General features: G+C 68.0%; 15 protein-coding genes. 5 read left to right on the plus strand and 10 right to left on the minus strand.

The window, feature by feature from the left end:
* Positions 1 to 211: 211 nt before the first annotated feature.
* Entirely contained in the window at positions 212 to 1,648 is a 1,437-nt protein-coding gene (gene glnA, locus H977_RS0115635) for a type I glutamate--ammonia ligase (RefSeq protein WP_029108731.1), read from the minus strand.
* Positions 1,649 to 1,803: 155 nt separating this feature from the next.
* On the opposite strand from glnA, the gene H977_RS0115640 reads away from it, so the two are divergent.
* Positions 1,804 to 2,289, plus strand: coding sequence for an RDD family protein (locus tag H977_RS0115640; protein ID WP_029108732.1), 486 nt, complete (start codon positions 1,804 to 1,806; stop codon positions 2,287 to 2,289).
* Positions 2,290 to 2,328: 39 nt separating this feature from the next.
* Here H977_RS0115640 and H977_RS0115645 read toward each other — a convergent pair whose 3' ends face one another.
* From H977_RS0115645 to sucB, 5 genes are read right to left on the minus strand one after another with little or no spacing between them, the layout of a single operon-like run.
* Positions 2,329 to 3,081 (minus strand): DUF4191 domain-containing protein, encoded by a 753-nt coding sequence (locus tag H977_RS0115645; protein ID WP_029108733.1) that lies wholly within the window; start codon positions 3,079 to 3,081, stop codon positions 2,329 to 2,331.
* A gap of 4 nt (positions 3,082 to 3,085) precedes the next feature.
* Positions 3,086 to 4,057, minus strand: a complete 972-nt coding sequence (gene lipA, locus H977_RS0115650) for a lipoyl synthase (protein ID WP_029108734.1) — start codon at positions 4,055 to 4,057, stop codon at positions 3,086 to 3,088.
* Between the two features lie 4 nt (positions 4,058 to 4,061).
* The gene (lipB, locus tag H977_RS0115655) at positions 4,062 to 4,793 is read right to left on the minus strand and encodes a lipoyl(octanoyl) transferase LipB (RefSeq protein ID WP_196808254.1); all 732 of its coding nucleotides are present in this window, start codon (positions 4,791 to 4,793) and stop codon (positions 4,062 to 4,064) included.
* A 4-nt stretch (positions 4,794 to 4,797) separates the two neighbouring features.
* Entirely contained in the window at positions 4,798 to 5,706 is a 909-nt protein-coding gene (locus H977_RS0115660; RefSeq protein ID WP_029108736.1) for a TIGR01777 family oxidoreductase, read from the minus strand.
* Between the two features lie 24 nt (positions 5,707 to 5,730).
* Complete coding sequence (gene sucB / locus H977_RS0115665) at positions 5,731 to 7,479, minus strand: 2-oxoglutarate dehydrogenase, E2 component, dihydrolipoamide succinyltransferase (protein WP_029108737.1); 1,749 nt, start codon at positions 7,477 to 7,479, stop codon at positions 5,731 to 5,733.
* Between the two features lie 216 nt (positions 7,480 to 7,695).
* Between sucB and H977_RS0115670 the strand changes: the two genes are divergently transcribed.
* Positions 7,696 to 8,049 (plus strand): hypothetical protein, encoded by a 354-nt coding sequence (locus tag H977_RS0115670; RefSeq protein WP_029108738.1) that lies wholly within the window; start codon positions 7,696 to 7,698, stop codon positions 8,047 to 8,049.
* Positions 8,050 to 8,117: 68 nt separating this feature from the next.
* Positions 8,118 to 9,854, plus strand: a complete 1,737-nt coding sequence (locus tag H977_RS0115675) for an SDR family oxidoreductase (RefSeq protein WP_029108739.1) — start codon at positions 8,118 to 8,120, stop codon at positions 9,852 to 9,854.
* 2 nt (positions 9,855 to 9,856) lie between these two features.
* Here H977_RS0115675 and H977_RS0115680 read toward each other — a convergent pair whose 3' ends face one another.
* Genes H977_RS0115680 through H977_RS33305 form a run of 3 tightly spaced genes read right to left on the minus strand, consistent with a single transcriptional unit; the run spans position 9,857 to position 13,426 of the window.
* Entirely contained in the window at positions 9,857 to 10,789 is a 933-nt protein-coding gene (locus H977_RS0115680; protein WP_029108740.1) for a lytic transglycosylase domain-containing protein, read from the minus strand.
* Between the two features lie 26 nt (positions 10,790 to 10,815).
* Positions 10,816 to 12,333, minus strand: coding sequence for a leucyl aminopeptidase (locus H977_RS0115685; RefSeq protein ID WP_029108741.1), 1,518 nt, complete (start codon positions 12,331 to 12,333; stop codon positions 10,816 to 10,818).
* A 10-nt stretch (positions 12,334 to 12,343) separates the two neighbouring features.
* Complete coding sequence (locus tag H977_RS33305; protein ID WP_036476163.1) at positions 12,344 to 13,426, minus strand: adenylate/guanylate cyclase domain-containing protein; 1,083 nt, start codon at positions 13,424 to 13,426, stop codon at positions 12,344 to 12,346.
* Between the two features lie 66 nt (positions 13,427 to 13,492).
* Here H977_RS33305 and gcvT point away from each other — a divergent pair, with 66 nt between their 5' ends.
* Positions 13,493 to 14,590 carry a glycine cleavage system aminomethyltransferase GcvT gene (gcvT, locus tag H977_RS0115695; protein WP_029108742.1) on the plus strand — a complete coding sequence of 366 codons (1,098 nt, stop codon included), beginning with the start codon at positions 13,493 to 13,495 and terminating at the stop codon, positions 14,588 to 14,590.
* Positions 14,591 to 14,631: 41 nt separating this feature from the next.
* Positions 14,632 to 15,738, plus strand: coding sequence for a branched-chain amino acid aminotransferase (locus H977_RS0115700; protein ID WP_029108743.1), 1,107 nt, complete (start codon positions 14,632 to 14,634; stop codon positions 15,736 to 15,738).
* On the opposite strand, the gene H977_RS0115705 is transcribed toward H977_RS0115700, so the two are convergent.
* A complete protein-coding gene (locus H977_RS0115705; protein WP_036476247.1) occupies positions 15,735 to 16,457 on the minus strand; it encodes an adenosylcobinamide-GDP ribazoletransferase in 723 nt (240 codons plus the stop codon). The two genes, H977_RS0115700 and H977_RS0115705, sit on opposite strands and share 4 nt — an antisense overlap.
* Positions 16,458 to 16,467: the final 10 nt, after the last annotated feature.

A 16,467-nucleotide genomic window follows, 5' to 3' on the forward strand; every position in this document is an offset into this window, starting at 1 on the left:
CCGGGGCACGGCCGCGGTTTCTACACCTGGGTTGTGCAACTTCGAAAACCACAGCCCTGGCGTAGAACTCGGCGAATGAGGCGGGCCCGGGTGGAATTACCACCCGGGCCCGTCAACGACTCGATTGTGCCGACTTGGACGTCGCGTCGGCGGTGCCGACCTAGGCGTCGCGTCGGCGGTGCCGACTAAACGTCGCGTCGGCGGTGCCGACTTAGACGTCGTAGTACAGCGAGAACTCGTACGGGTGAGGCCGGATCTGGATCGGCATGATCTCGTTCTCCCGCTTGTAGGAGATCCAGGTCTCGATCAGGTCCTCGGTGAACACGCCACCCTCGGTGAGGTACTCGTGGTCCTCTTCGAGGCGGTCGATCACCGCGGACAGCGAGGTGGGCGCCTGCGGAATGTTGGCGGCCTCGTCCGGCGGCAGCTCGTAGAGGTCCTTGTCGACCGGAGCGAGCGGCTCGATCTTCTTCTTGATGCCGTCGATACCGGCCATCAGCATGGCCGCGAACGCCAGGTACGGGTTGCCCGAGCTGTCCGGGCAGCGGAACTCGAGGCGCTTGGCCTTCGGGTTGTTGCCGGTGATCGGGATACGGACACAGGCCGAGCGGTTGCGCTGGCTGTACACCAGGTTGATCGGAGCCTCGTAACCCGGGACCAGACGCTTGTAGGAGTTCACCGTCGGGTTGGTGAACGCCAGCAGCGACGGCGCGTGGTGCAGGATGCCGCCGATGTAGTGCCGCGCGATGTCGGACAGGCCCGCGTAACCGGACTCGTCGTGGAACAGCGGCTTGCCGTCCTTCCACAGCGACTGGTGGGCGTGCATGCCGGAACCGTTGTCACCGAACAGCGGCTTGGGCATGAAGGTGACGGTCTTGCCGTTCTGCCACGCGGTGTTCTTGATGATGTACTTGAACAGCAGCACATCGTCGGCCGCGTGCAGCAGCGTGTTGAACTTGTAGTTGATCTCGGCCTGGCCGGCGGTGCCCACCTCGTGGTGGCCACGCTCGAGGGTGAACCCGGCGTTGATCAGGTTGGTCGACATCTCGTCGCGCAGATCCACGTAGTGGTCGTACGGGGCGACGGGGAAGTAGCCACCCTTGGGGCGGACCTTGTAACCGAGGTTGGGGGAGCCGTCGGCCTCGGAGGGCTCGCCGGTGTTCCACCATGCGGACTCGGAATCAACCTCGTAGAAGGTGCCGTTCATCCTGGAGTCGAACGACACCGAGTCGAAGATGTAGAACTCGGCCTCGGCGCCGAAGAAGCAGGTATCGGCGATGCCGGTGCTGGCCAGGTAGTTCTCCGCCTTGCGGGCCACGTTGCGCGGGTCCCGGGAGTACGCCTCACGGGTGAACGGGTCGTGCACGAAGAAGTTCAAGTTCAGCGTCTTGGCGGCGCGGAACGGGTCGATGCGCGCGGTGTCGGGGTCCGGCAGCAGCATCATGTCGGATTCGTGGATCGACTGGAAGCCGCGCACCGACGAACCGTCGAAGGCGAGGCCGTCCTCGAAGACGCTCTGGTCGAACGCCGACGCCGGGATCGAGAAGTGCTGGACGACGCCGGGCAGATCGCAGAAGCGAATGTCGACGTACTCGACGTTCTCGTCCTTGATCAGCTTGAAGATGTCGTCGGACGTCTTTTCTGCCACTGAGTGTTCTCCTTTACTGGTAACCCGCGGGTTGACGCTAAGGACACGATGTTGCGCAGTCGTCAACCATATGTTGCGCGCAAGTTACGCGATGACCGTTCTTTGTGACGTGAGCTACCGGCCGTCACTACACCGGCCCCGCCTATTCTGGCCCTATGGCGCGCACGATGGGAACTTGGCTGTCCGGACCCGGACCTTTCGACGCCGGCGACGGCGAAGACGCGCAGGACGGTCAGGGCAAATACCCCGGTGAGCGCATCGGCCTGCCCGAATCGGGACCCGGCTCGCTGGCCCGGATGGGCAGGCGGCTCGGTGCCCTGTGTATCGATTGGCTGGTGGCCTACGGGCTGGCCGGACTCGCGATGGCCCTTGGGCTGATCTCGCTGCCGATGCTGTCGACGGCCGTCCTGGTGATCTGGATGGTGCTGGGCACCGTCGCCGTGCGGCTGTTCTCGTTCACGCCCGGACAGCTCGCGGTGGGGCTGGTGGTGGTGCCGGCCGACGGGCGTGACCGGATCGGCATCGTGCGCGCGTTCCTGCGCGTGGTGTTGATCGCACTGGTGATCCCGCCGTTGGTTTCCGACAGCGATCTGCGCGGCCTGCATGACCGGCTGACATTCACCGCAGTGGTGCGCCGGTAAGGACGTCAGCCGGACCGCCGTGGCGTTACGAGCGAAGACTCACTTGCGGCGAACGGTGCGCTGCACGCCGCGCATCTTGGCGCCGGCGGGCATCGGACCCTTGGGCATCCCGGCCGGACCGGCCTTGGTGCCCAGCGCGGCGAGCCGGGATTCGATCGAATCCATCTGCTTGACCGTGATGTTCGCCGGCAGCTTGTTCAGGTGCCGCTCCAGCTTGGACAACGGAACTTCGCCCTCGTCGTTGCCGACGACGATGTCGTAGATCGGGATATCGCCGACCAGGCGTGCCGTGCGCTTCTTCTCCTGCGCGAGCAGCGGCTTCACCCGATTGGCCGAACCTTCACCGACGAAGACCACGCCGGGCCGGCCGATCACGCGGTGCACCGCGTCGAAATGACCGGTCGCCGCAACGCCGGGGGTGACGCGCCACTTGCCACGGAGGTTGTCCAGCGCCCAGGCCGCGGCACCGGTCTGCCCCTCGGCCTTCTTGTACACCGATTTCTGGGCCCGCCGGCCGAAGATGATGAAGGCGACCAGCGCGCCCAACACCACGCCCAACGGAATGAGGGTGTACATGGTGTACCCGCCGATGAGCAGACCACCGACCACCGCGGCAGCCACGATCAGCACGAACGCGCCGATCATGTACGGCAGAAGACGCTTGTCCTCTTTGCGCTGGATCTGGAATGCCTGCCACAACTGACTACGCCGCTGCTTGGAGGCCGCCTTGCGGGCAGCCTTCGCCTCGGCCTTTGCCGCCTTCGTTTGCGCGGCATCGCGGGTTTTCGCCATTACTTCAGGATACGGCGGGGCGTCCGGTGGCTGAGCCGCCGGTGGGAGCGCTGTCGAACCGAACCCGCGCGGCCTGCGCGTAGAGCCGGCCCGCGCGGTAGGACGAGCGCACCAGCGGTCCGGCCAGCACGCCGGCGAATCCCAGGCCCTCCGCATAGCTCGACAGCTCGACGAACTCGTCGGGGTGCACCCAGCGTTCCACCGGATGGTGGCGCGGTGACGGCCGCAGGTACTGGGTGATGGTGACGATGTCGCAGCCCGCGTCGTGCAGGTCCCGCAGGGCGGTGTGCACCTCGTCGATGGTCTCGCCCATCCCGAGGATCAAGTTCGACTTGGTGACCAGGCCGAAGTCGCGGGCGGACGTCAGCACGTCCAGGCTGCGGTCGTACCGGAACGCCGGACGGATCCGCTTGAAGATGCGCGGCACTGTTTCGACGTTGTGCGCGAACACTTCTGGGCGTGACTCGAACACTTCGGCCAACTGGTCGGGGTTGCCGTTGAAGTCCGGCGCCAACAGCTCGACCCCGGTGTTCGGGTTGAGCCGCTTGATGTAGCGGACGGTCTCGGCATACAGCCACGCCCCGCCGTCGGGCAGGTCGTCGCGGGCCACCCCGGTCACCGTCGAATAGCGCAGGCCCATCGCCTGAACGCTCTCGGCGACCCGGCGCGGCTCGTCACGGTCCAGCTCGGCCGGCTTGCCGGTGTCGATCTGGCAGAAGTCGCACCGCCGCGTGCACTGCTCGCCGCCGATCAGGAAGGTGGCTTCCCGGTCCTCCCAGCACTCGAAGATGTTGGGGCAGCCGGCCTCCTCGCACACCGTGTGCAGGCCTTCTCGGCGCACCAGACCCTTGAGTTCGGTGTACTCCGGACCCATCTTGGCCCGGGTCTTGATCCACGGCGGTTTGCGTTCGATGGGCGTCTGCGCGTTGCGAACTTCCAGACGCAGGAGCTTCCGACCTTCAGGCACCACAGTCACTGTTTCATCCTACGTTCAGAGCTACTTCCAGCCGGCCGTCCAGCGCGTCGCTCACGGCGGCGGCCACGCGGTCGGTGACGTCCTCGACGGTGATGCGACGGCCGAGTTCGGCCGTCAGAGAGGTCACCCCGGCATCGGAGATCCCGCACGGCACGATCGACGAGAACGCGGACAGGTCGCAGTCGCAGTTCAGTGCGAACCCGTGCAGTGTCGTCGCGCGGGACACCCGGATGCCGATCGCCCCGACCTTGCGGGCCGGCCGCAGCCCATCGGTACCGGATTCGCGGCTCGCCGCGGCGCCCACCCACACACCGGACCGACCCTCGACCCGATCGGTCGCCAGTCCGACATCCGCGCAGACGCTGATGAGCGCTTGTTCCAGGCGCCGAACGAAATTCACCACATCCAGCGGTTCGGTCAGCCCGATGATGGGGTAGCCGACAAGCTGCCCGGGACCGTGCCAGGTGATCTTGCCGCCGCGGTCCGTGTCGATGACGGGCGTGCCGTCCGCCGGGCGTTCGTGCGCTTCGGTGCGCTTGCCCGCGGTGTAGACCGCGGGGTGCTGAAGCAGCAGCAATGTGTCGGGCCCGCCGGCCACCCTGGCTTCGGCGATCTCGCGCTGCAACTCCCAAGCGGCTTCGTAACCGATCGTGCCGAGGTGCCGCACCTCCACGGGCGCAGTGGATGCGCGGATGGATGTCACAGCCTCGACGGTACGCCCCGGTTGCGTGTGCATCCGGTCACAGGTCTTTGGGTGCGGTGGCGTAGGCCAGCGCCTCACGGACGGTCTTGTGGTGGAAGGTGAAGCCCGCGTGTTCCAGCGCGGCCGGGATGGCGCGCTGGCCAACCAGCAGCCCTTCGTCGGCCAGCTCACCGAGCAGCGTGCGCAGGGCGAAACCCGGCACCATCACCGGGGTGGGCCGGTTGAGCGCGCGACCAAGAGCGGCGGTGAACTCGGCGTTGGTCACCGGTGCGGGACCGGTGAGATTGACTGGGCCCGAGAGGCTTTCGGTCGACATCGCGAACAGCACCGCGCGGACCTCATCCTCGAGGCTGATCCACGGGATGTACTGCCTGCCATTGCCCAACCGGGCGCCGAGGCCCAGCGAGAACAACGGCTTGAGGCGGTTCACCATGCCCCCGGACGGGGCCATCACCAGGCCGGTGCGCAACAGCACCACCCGTGAGCCGGCCGCGACGGCCGGCGCGGTGGCCGCTTCCCAATCCGCGCACAGACCGGCCAGGAAACCGTGCCCTTCGGGTGCGGACTCGTCGGTCACCCGGTCCCTGGTGTCGCCGTAGTAGCCGACCGCGCTCGCGTTGATCAGCACCGGCACCCCGGCGTCGCCCACGGCACCGGCGAGCACCTCCGTGGGCCCGATCCGGCTGTCGCGCAAACTCTGTTTGAACGCGCCGGACCAACGCTTCTCGGCCACGCCGATTCCGCACAGGTTCACCACCACGTCCACGCCCTGCAACGCGCCGGCGTCGAACTCCCCGGCGTCGGGGTTCCAGAACAGCTCGTCGCCGTTCGATGGTGCCCTGCGTACGATCCGGAGCACCCGGTGATCGGCCGCGCGCAGCGTTGACACCAACGCCGAACCGATCAGACCGGATGATCCCGCTATCGCGATGACGGCATCCGCCACAGTGGGGAGCCCCTCCTAACGGCCCTACAGCCCGAGGTCGGCCTCGAACGCACCTTCTTCGAGCCTGCGCTTGATGGTGGTCACGAACCGGCCGGCGTCGGCGCCGTCGATCAGCCGGTGATCGTAGGTCAGCGGCAGGTAGCACACCGAGCGCACGCCGATCGACTCGTTGCCGTAGGCATCGGAGATCACCCGCGGCCGCTTGACGATGGCCCCGGTGCCCAGCATCGCCGCCTGTGGCGGCACCAGGATCGGCGTGTCGAACAACGCGCCCTGGCTGCCGATGTTGGTGATGGTGAACGTGCCGCCGGACAACTCGTCGGGCTTGAGGTTGCCCGACCGGGCACGTGCCGCGATGTCGGAGATGGCACGTGCCAAACCACCCAGCGACAGGTCACCGGCGTTGTGGATCACCGGAGACAGCAGACCCTGATCGGTGTCGACCGCGAAGCCGAGGTGCTCGGCGTCGTAGTAGGTGATCTCCTTGGTGTCCTCGTTGTAGCTGGCGTTGATGTTCGGGTGGATCTTCAGTGCATCGATGACCGCGCGCGCGATGAACGGCAGATAGGTCAGGTTGACGCCCTCGCGCTCGGCGAAGTCGGCCTTGGCCCGGGCCCGCAACGCCACGATCTTGGTCATGTCGACCTCGTGGGTCTGGGTCAGCTGCGCAGTCGCCTGCAACGATTCCCGCGTCTTCTTGGCGGTGATCTGGCGAATCCGGTTGGCCTTCTGCGTGGTTCCGCGCAGGTGGGCCAGGGCCGGAGCCGGTGCCGACGGGGTAGCGGGTGCGGCCGCGGGGGCCTGCGGGGCTGCCGCAGCCGGCGCCGGCGGAGCCTTCTTGGCCTCTGCGGCGGCAAGGACGTCCTGCTTGCGGATGCGGCCACCGACGCCGGTGCCCTTCACCTCGGCGAGGTCGACACCGTTCTCCGAGGCCAACTTTCGCACCAGCGGCGTGACGTATGGCGAGCCGTCGCCGGCGGCGGGTGCCGGTGGGGCGGGCGTGGCGGCAGGCGCCGGTGCCGCGGGTGCGGGCTCGGACTTCGGCTCAGGCTTCGGTTCCGGCTTGGGCTCAGGCTTCGGTTCCGGTTCCGGTTTCGGTTCGGGAGCGGGCGCGGCCGGAGCGGGTGGGGCAGCGGGTGCGGCCGAGGCGTCGCCGATCTTGGCGAGCTCACCACCGACGGCGACGGTGTCGTCCTCCTCGGCGGTGATCTCCAGCAGGGTGCCGGCCACCGGGGACGGGATTTCGGTGTCGACCTTGTCGGTGGAGACCTCGACCAGCGGCTCGTCGACGCCGACGGAGTCACCCACCTTCTTGAGCCACCGGGTCACGGTGCCCTCGGTGACCGACTCGCCCAACTCGGGCATCACGACGGTGGTGGCGGAACCGGACGCGGCGGGGGCGGGGGTCGGTGCCGCCTGCGCCGGGGCTTCCGGCTCTGGCGCCGCGGTCTCCGCCGGAGCGGCCGACGGTGTGGTGACTTCGGGTTCCGGCTCCGGTTCCGGCTGCGAGGACGGCGCCGCTGAAGCTCCCTCGGAGGCATCACCGATGACGGCGAGCTCGCCGCCGATCTCGACCGTGTCGTCCTCCTGGGCGACGATCTTCGTCAGCACGCCCGCGGCGGGCGACGGGATCTCGGTGTCGACCTTGTCCGTGGAAACCTCCAGCAGCGGCTCGTCGAGTTCGACGGTGTCGCCCTCCTGTTTAAGCCAGCGGGTGACGGTCCCCTCTGTGACGCTCTCACCTAGCGCGGGCATCTGGACGGAGATTGCCATGTGTATTGACTCCTCGGACGGTCACTTGTGACGACTCGAACTCTGGCTTACCACAGCTAGGTGCACCGGGTACGGCACCTAGGTGGATTGTCGGAACCATCCTGTCACTGCAGCACCATTCGCACGAACTCAGGGTTGCTCCGGGCTCTGGCACTATCGAGTGAGGGTTTGCAGGGCAGTTCGACGAACTTCCCCAGAGCTGAGGAGACCGTTCCGTTGGGGTTGTTCGATTCGTTTCGCCGGGGCCGCTCGGCGCGCGGATCCGGCGGCGATGCGGCCGAGGATCTGCAGTATCTGCAGCGCTGGGTCGCCGAGCACGCCGGCGTCGAGGCTTTCGTGGAACCCCGTACCACCGTCACGGAGGTGACCGTCGTGCTCGTTGCTGCCGACGGGGAATGGACCCGGCGCCGTGCCGGTGGTGAGGCTGGGGCACGCCGGCTCAGCGACCGGTTGCAGATCCCGGTGTACGACGTCCAGAAGGTCGGCTATCCGCAACGCATGCGGGACTACGACGCGCGGCGGCGCATCGAACGGGAGCGCGCCATGCGGCGCGAGCTGGACGACCGTTAGAGTCGAGGCAACCGATACCTCCGGTATTGGATACTGTTCGTCACAGGTACCTCGTGGAGGGGTGGACTATGCAGCGCTTCGTCGTCAGCTCGGATGGAACCCGCATCGCGGTTTACGAACAAGGGGATCGGCAGCGCCCCACGCTGGTCATGGTGCACGGCTGGCCGGACTCACATGTGCTGTGGAACGGCGTGACAGGTGAACTGGGAGACCGGTTCCACATCGTGCGGTACGACAATCGCGGTGCCGGCGACTCAGACGTTCCCAAACCCGTCGCCGCATACCGGATGGACCGCTTTGCCGACGATCTGTCGGCGGTGATCGACGCCGTCAGCCCCGGGCGACCCGTGCACGTGCTGGCCCACGACTGGGGCTCTGTCGGGGCGTGGGAGTACCTGAGCCGCCCGGAAGCCTCCGCGCGCGTCGCGTCCTTCACCTCGGTGTCGGGACCCAGCACCGACCACTACGGGACGTTCGTGCGGAGCCGGCTGGCTCGCCCGTACCGGCCCATTCGCTTCGCCAAGGCGGTCAATCTGGCGTCGCGGTTCAGCTACTGGATCCCGTTCTCGATCCCCGTGATCGCACCGGCGTTGATGCGCCGCGGCGCCGCGCGCCGACTGCAGGCCATCGACACCCCCGGTCCCAAGTTCCAGTCCGAGACGCTCGACACCGACGCGGCCAACTCGCTCAAGATCTACCGCGCCAACGCGATTCGCTCGTTCACGACGCTGCGCAGCGACCACTACGTGACGGTGCCGGTGCAGCTGATCTGCAACGACCACGATCCTGTGGTGCGCGGGCACGGCTACGACGACGAGTCCAGGTGGGTACCGATGCTGTGGCGCCGTGATCTCAAGGCCGGGCACTGGGCCCCGTTCTCGCATTGGCGGGCCATCGCCGGCGCGACAGCCGAGTTGATCGATCACATCGAGGGTGCTCCGGCAGCCCGGGCGCTGCGGCGCGCACAAGTCGGCCGGTCACACGAATCCTTCAGCGACACACTGGTTTCGGTTACCGGTGCAGGCAGCGGTATCGGCCGTGCCACTGCCCTCGCATTCGCCGCGCTTGGCGCCGAACTGGTGGTCAGCGACATCGACGAAGCATCCGCGAAGTCCACCGCCAACGAGATCGCCGCCGGCGGTGGCGTCGCACATGCCTACGGCCTCGACGTGTCCGATGCCGAGGCGGTGGAGAGTTTCGTCGAGCAGGTCTGCAGCACGCACGGGACACCCGACGTCGTGGTGAACAACGCCGGAATCGGCCACGGCGGAAAGTTCCTCGACACCCCCGCCGACCAGTACGACCGGGTGCTCGACGTCAACTTCGGCGGAGTCGTCAACTGTTGCAGGTCATTTGCGCGACGCCTCATCGAACGAGGGACCGGCGGCCACATCGTCAACGTGGCCTCGATGGCTGCCTATACACCGTCGGCAACGATGAACGCATACTCCACCAGCAAGGCCGCGGTGTTCATGTTCTCCGATTGTCTGCGTGCCGAATTGAAGTCGGCGGGAGTCGGTTTGACCACGATCTGCCCCGGCGTCATCGACACCAACATCATCGACACCACCCGCTTCGACCTTCCCGCGGACAAGCAGGACAAGGGCGAGCAGATGCGGGCGCGGGCCAAAAAGGCCTTCGCCGCACGACGTTACGGGCCGGAAAAGGTGGCCAAAGCCATCGTCGCGGCCGTCCGTAAGGACAAGGCCATCCGCCCCGTCACGCCGGAGGCGTACGCGGCATACGGGGTGGCGCGGCTGATGCCGTCGGCGCTGCGCCGGGTGGCGCGCTCCGGCTCGCTGTAGCGCTATTGCGGATGGGAGGCGAGGTATTCGCCTACCGGAATGGGTGATTCGGTCGCATATCCGATCGGCAGCAGGACGTCGCCCGCGGTGGACACGTAGTAGACGTCCCAGCGGTAGAACGCGCCGAACGCCGCCGGATCGGCCGCGAGCGCCGCGGCGTAGGCGTGGACCGCACGCACGTACTCGTCGGCGTTGTTGTACCGGAACAGCGCATGGTCGGGGTTGTTCGCAAAACCGTTGGCGGCCAGGTAGCGACCGGCCGCCAGGATGCTGTCACGGGGCGCATGGATGTCACCGCCCGCACCGTAGGCCGCGAACGTGGACGGCATGAACTGCATCGGGCCCTGCGCCCCGGCCAGGCTGGTCCCGCTGACACTGCCGAAACGGGTCTCGATCAGGTTGATCGCGGCCAGGTAGTTCCAGCCCACGCCGGAGGCAGCCTCCGTCTCGCGGTAGGAATCGAGCAGCAGCTCCGCAGGCGGCGGCGGTTCGATGCGCCACGCGGGCAGCGTGTCCCGCGGTTCGGCCAGCGTGGCGAGCTGCCGTCGCGCGTCGACATTGTGGTCGTAGAACGCGACAAGATCGGCGGGGATACGAGGCCGGACGATCGCGTCCCATTCGGGATGACGGCCGATGGCGCGGTAGGCCACCTGCTGGCGCCGGGCAGCCTGGGTGAGCGCGGCCTCCGGTGTCGACGGATTGCGCAGGGCCCGCTCGTCGGCCACCAGATCCGCCGCGAGCCGGCCCGGGTCAGGGGCCAGGCGCGGCTGCGCCCCGGCCGCGGGGATGGGGCTCGCCGGGGTGGTGGCACTCGGCTGCGTCGTCGCGGTCGTGCTCGGGGGAGCGGAAGCGGGCGGGCTCGGTGAGTCCGAGCAGCCCGCGAGCGCGGCGCCCAAGGCGAACAAGATGGCGAGATCGCGGGCAATCCTCGACATCTTGTTCACCTTGGGCGGCAACATGATCAGCCGTTCGCGGCGATATCCTCCAGGACGGCGAACATCGTCCGCACCGGCACCCCGGTTCCGCCCTTGGGTGTGTAACCCCAGGGGCCGCCGGTGTTGTAGGCCGGTGCGGCGATGTCGATGTGCGTCCACTGAACCCCGTCGGCGACGAACTCGCGCAGGTATGTTCCGGCCACGAGCATCCCGGCGAAACGCGACCCGCTGACGTTCGCGAGGTCGGCCACCGTCGACTTCAGGTCATCCTTCAGTTCCTCGGGAAGCGGCATGGCCCAACCGTTTTCACCCTCTGCCTGCGACAGTGTGGCGACGCGGTCGCGGAACTCCTGGCTGCCCATCACGCCCGGTGTACGCGCGCCGAGCGCGACGGTCTGCGCACCGGTCAGAGTGGAGGTCTCGATCAGGTAGTTCGGCTCGTCCTCGCATGCCCGCACGATCGCGTCGGCCAGGATCAACCGGCCCTCGGCGTCGGTGTTGAGCACCTCCACCGTGATACCGCCGTATTGGGTGAGCACGTCGCCCGGCCGCTGCGCGGTCGATGACGGCATGTTCTCGGCCATCGGTACGGTCGCGATGACCTCGATCGGCAGATTCTGCCGCGCGGCCAGCACCACGGTCGCGATGACCGCGGCCGCGCCACCCATGTCCGAGGTCATGTGATGCATGTTGGCGGCCGGCTTGATCGAGATGCCTCCGGTGTCGAACGTGATGCCTTTGCCGACCAGCGCGACGCGCTTGGCCTTCTTGTTGCCGGCACCGCGATGGATCAACCGCACCAGACGCGGCGGGCGCGAGGAGCCCTTGCCGACCCCGATGATGCCGCCGTAACCGGCCTTGGTCAGCGCCTTGTCGTCGAGCACCTCGACCTCCAGCCCGGCAGCCTCGCCCAAAGCCTTTGCCCGCTTGGCGAATTCGTCGGGAAACAGGTGGCTCGGCGGAGTGTTCACGAAATCCCGGGCCGTGGCCACGGCGCTTGCGATGTCCACCGCGCGCTGCGCCTCTGCCTCCGCCGCCTTTGCGGTGTCCGCAACCAGCGCGGTGATCGCGGTCAGACCGCTGTCGGTGGGCGCGGTCTTGGCGCTACGGAAGTCGTTGAACCGGTAGGCGCCAAGGATCAACCCCTCGACCGCGGCTTCCAGATCGATCGCGGACAGCGATGTCACCACGGTGGAGACCTTGTCCAGGGCGCGCGCCGCGGTGCCTGCGGCGCGGCGGATCGCGTCGGCCGGCCACTCGTCGCGCGGCTTGCCGAGGCCGACGGCCAGCACGCTGGCGACCGGAAGCGACGCCACAACGAGTCGATGCGTCTGGCCCTCGCCTCCGGTGGCGCCGAGGGCCTGCAGCCCGGATTCGACGGCGGCCACTGTCTCCTCGTCGAGATAGGGCTGGGCGGCCAGCACCTTGGGGCTCGAGTCATCGCTGACGACTCCGATGACGAGGACGGCCTCGGCGACACCCTTGCGGGGCAACGACGAGCTGACGGTGACGGTGGGGGCCTGGTAGCCGGGTTCGCTGCTCACCCGTTTCACCTTAAAGTCCGGACAACGGGTATGCCGGGACCGGTGCGTCGAAACCCTTCAGGGTCAGCGACCGGACCGGCGCGAACGCCCTGGTCGGCAGCAGATCGCGCAGCGGCTCGGAGACCAGGATCTGGGCCGGTTCGGCCGCGGCGACCAGCCGGGCCGCCCGATTCGCCGGGTTACCGAAGTAGTCGCCACCGATGGCCAGCAGCTCACCGAAATCGAGACCGGCCCGCACCTGGAGGCCGGTTTGGGCGGCGCGGGGGTGAGTGACGAGGTCGACAGCCACCTGCAGCACTTCGGCGGGTTCGGAGCCGACCCACATGATGGCGTCCCCGATGAACTTCACCACGCGGCAGCCTGCGGCGTGGACGACAGCGGTACTGGTGGCGCTGAACTCGTTGAGCAGTGCCGAGAGTTCGGTGGTGGTCAACATCTGGGTGAGCGCGGTGAATCCCGACAGATCGGCAAAACCTATGCCGCAGTAGACGCTGGATGTTCCGTCGCGCACCACATGCTCGAAATAGCTGCGCGCACTCATCACGTGGTGGCGGTGCACCGCATCGACCATCGACCCGATCCGCGGGATGAAACCGGCGGCGGCCCGGTACGCCTTGGCGGTGACAAGCTCATCGTGGGTGATGCCCAGTTGGATGTCGGGGGTGTTGGCCCGGCTCATCGACGACAGCGCCTCGGCCAGCCGGGCCATACCCGCGCCCACCACGCGAAGCAGGCCGGTGGCCTCGGCGTCGCCGACCAGTACCCGCAGCTCCGCCCACGTTCGCAGGGTCTCCAGATCGGCCAGGCTCAGGGTCTTCACGTCGCAGCCGGCCACCGTCAGGCCCAGCGCGGCCCAGGCCCGCTGCACATCGTCGAGCGGAACTCCGATCTCGGCCGCCACATCGGCCAGGCAGAATTCCGGTGGCCCCGACCACTGCAGGACGTCGCCGGCCAGCCCGAACAACCGGCCGCGCGACTCCGCCTCGACCATCTGCTCGGCGGTGAACCCGAGAGAGTCCAGGTACTCGATGAGCGGGGCGCGATCGTGGGCGTCGGTGATCCCGGCGGCCGCGAGTTCATCCAAATCGACCACCAGACAAGTGTGCAGCCGGTGGCCCGATCAGGCGGTCCGTTCCGGCGTGCAGATTAGGGTGAAACCGTGACTGACGATCTGCTGCACGGACCGCTGGAAGACCGCCATCGTGAACTGGGAGCCAGTTTTGCCGAATTCGGTGGATGGCTGATGCCGGTGTCCTACGCCGGAACTGTCTCCGAACACAACGCCACGCGCGACACCGTGGGCCTCTTCGACGTCAGCCACCTTGGAAAGGCACTGGTCAAAGGCCCTGGCGCGGCGGCCTACGTCAATTCCGCCCTCACCAACGACCTGAACCGGATCGGGGCGGGCAAGGCGCAGTACACCCTGTGCTGTACCGAGTCAGGCGGTGTTGTGGACGATCTGATCGCCTACTACGTCTCCGACGACGAGATCTTCCTGGTGCCCAACGCCGCCAACACCGCGGCCGTCGTCGCCGAACTGCAGAAGAACGCCCCGCAAGGGCTGACCATCACCGACGAGCACCGCTCCTATGCAGTGCTGGCAGTGCAGGGTCCCAAATCCGCCGAGGTCCTCGGCGCGCTCGGGCTGCCCACCGACATGGACTACATGGGTTACGCGGACGCCGAATACGACGGGGTGTTCGTCCGAGTCTGCCGCACGGGCTACACCGGCGAGCACGGCTACGAGCTGCTGCCGGCCTGGGATCGCGCCGGCGTGGTGTTCGACGCTCTGGTGGCGGCAGTGCGGGCCGCCGGCGGCGAACCCGCCGGCCTGGGTGCCCGCGACACCCTGCGCACCGAGATGGGCTATCCGCTGCACGGCCACGAGCTTTCGCTCGACATCTCGCCGCTGCAGGCCCGGTGCGGCTGGGCGATCGGCTGGAAGAAGGACGCCTTCTGGGGACGCGAGGCATTGCTGGCCGAGAAGGAGGCCGGCCCGGCCCGGGTGCTGCGCGGTCTCAAGGCCGTCGGGCGCGGGGTACTGCGCGCCGATCTCGCGGTTCTGGACGGGGAAACGAGAATCGGCACCACGACGTCGGGAACCTTCTCGCCGTCACTGAAAGTCGGGATCGCCCTGGCGCTCATCGACACTTCCCACGACATCGCGGACGGGCAACGGGTGAGTGTGGACGTGCGCGGCCGTGCCGTCGAATGTGAAGTGGTCAAGCCGCCGTTCGTAGCCCCGCACACCCGCTGAGGCGGGGAAATACGCTAGCGCTCGGGCGATACAATCGCTGCATGACTAGCGGCCATATCGAGTTCACGGTTTCAGCCAACGCGAATCCGGCGACCGATGCGGTACGCGAATCCATCCTGGCCAACCCGGGATTCGGCAAGTACCACACCGACCACATGGTGGCCATCGACTACACCGCGGGACAGGGCTGGCACGATCCGCGGGTGATCCCGTACGGGCCGATCGAGCTCGATCCGTCGGCCATCGTCCTGCATTACGCGCAGGAAGTCTTCGAGGGGCTCAAGGCGTACCGCTGGGCCGACGGCTCGATCGTGTCGTTCCGGCCGGAGTCCAACGCGGCGCGGTTGCGTGCCTCGTCGCGGCGGCTGGCCATCCCGGAGCTTTCCGAGGACATGTTCCTCGAATCGCTGCGCCAACTCATCGCGGTCGACGAGTTATGGGTGCCCGCGGCCGGCGGTGAGGAGTCGCTGTACCTGCGGCCGTTCGTGATCGCCACCGAGCCGGGCCTGGGTGTGCGTCCGGCCAACGAGTACCGCTACCTGGTGATCGGCTCGCCTGCCGGGGCGTACTTCAAGGGCGGCATCAAGCCGGTCAGCGTGTGGCTGTCGCACGAGTACGTGCGCGCCTCACCCGGCGGCACCGGTGCGGCCAAGTTCGGTGGCAACTACGCGGCGTCGCTGCTCGCCCAGGCGCAGGCCGCCGACAACGGCTGCGACCAGGTGGTGTGGCTCGATGCACTCGAGCGTCGCTACGTCGAGGAGATGGGCGGGATGAACCTGTTCTTCGTCTTCGGCAGCGGCGGCTCGGCCCGGCTCGTCACCCCGGAACTGTCCGGATCGCTCTTGCCCGGTATCACGCGAGATTCGTTGCTGCAGTTGGCCTCCGACGCCGGCTTCGCTGTCGAGGAACGCAAGATCGACGTCGCGGAGTGGCAGAAGAAAGCCGTTGCGGGCGAGATCACCGAGGTGTTCGCCTGCGGCACGGCCGCGGTGATCACCCCGGTGTCACACGTGAAGTACGCGGACGGGGACTTCACCATCGCCGACGGACAACCGGGCGAGATCACCATGGCCCTGCGGGATACCCTGACCGGGATCCAGCGGGGCACCTTCGCCGACACGCACGGCTGGATGGCCCGGCTGAATTAGCCGACCGCCAGACCGAGCGCCGTCAGCGTCGTCGTGACCTCCACGGCCGCACCCAGCACGTCGCCGGTGATGCCGCCGAACCGGCGCACGCAGTGGGCCACCAGCAGCGCGGAACAACCGAGCGCGGCCACGACCACGACGGGGCCCTGCCACATCCGGGGCCCGGCCCATGCGGCCAGTGCGGCGACCGCGATCACCCAGCCCGCCACCACGGCGACCGGCTGGGTGGCCGCGACCGCACCGCCCAGCGAGCTGCCCGCGGCGGCCCGTACCGAACGTCGGCAGGCGATTACCGCGCCGACCCGGCCCGCCGTGACGGCGGTGACGATGGCCACCGCGCCGAGTTGACTGAATGCCAATGTCTGACAACCGATCACGACGATCACGGCGGCGACGCCGAACGGGCCCGCCGAACCGTCACGCATGACCGCCAGTGCCCGCTCGGGAGGTCCGTAACAACCCAGCCCGTCGACGGTGTCGCAGAACCCGTCGATGTGTAGCCCGCGCGTGGCCAGCAGGAGAGCGGCGACCGCCAGCAGGCCGGGCAGTGCGCTGCCGGTGCCGAACGCCCATTGGCCGCCGGCGACCACGCCGGCCGCCAGCGCGCCCAGGGCGAGGCCGACCACCGGCAGCGCCGTCAGCGCACCGCGGCCCACCGGGGCCGAGCAACGGATCGGCAGCACCGTGCCGAACGCGAAGGCCCCGCCGAGTGCGGACATTCCGCCGCGT

The organism is Mycobacterium sp. URHD0025 (assembly GCF_000426065.1).
Lineage (GTDB): Bacteria > Actinomycetota > Actinomycetes > Mycobacteriales > Mycobacteriaceae > Mycobacterium.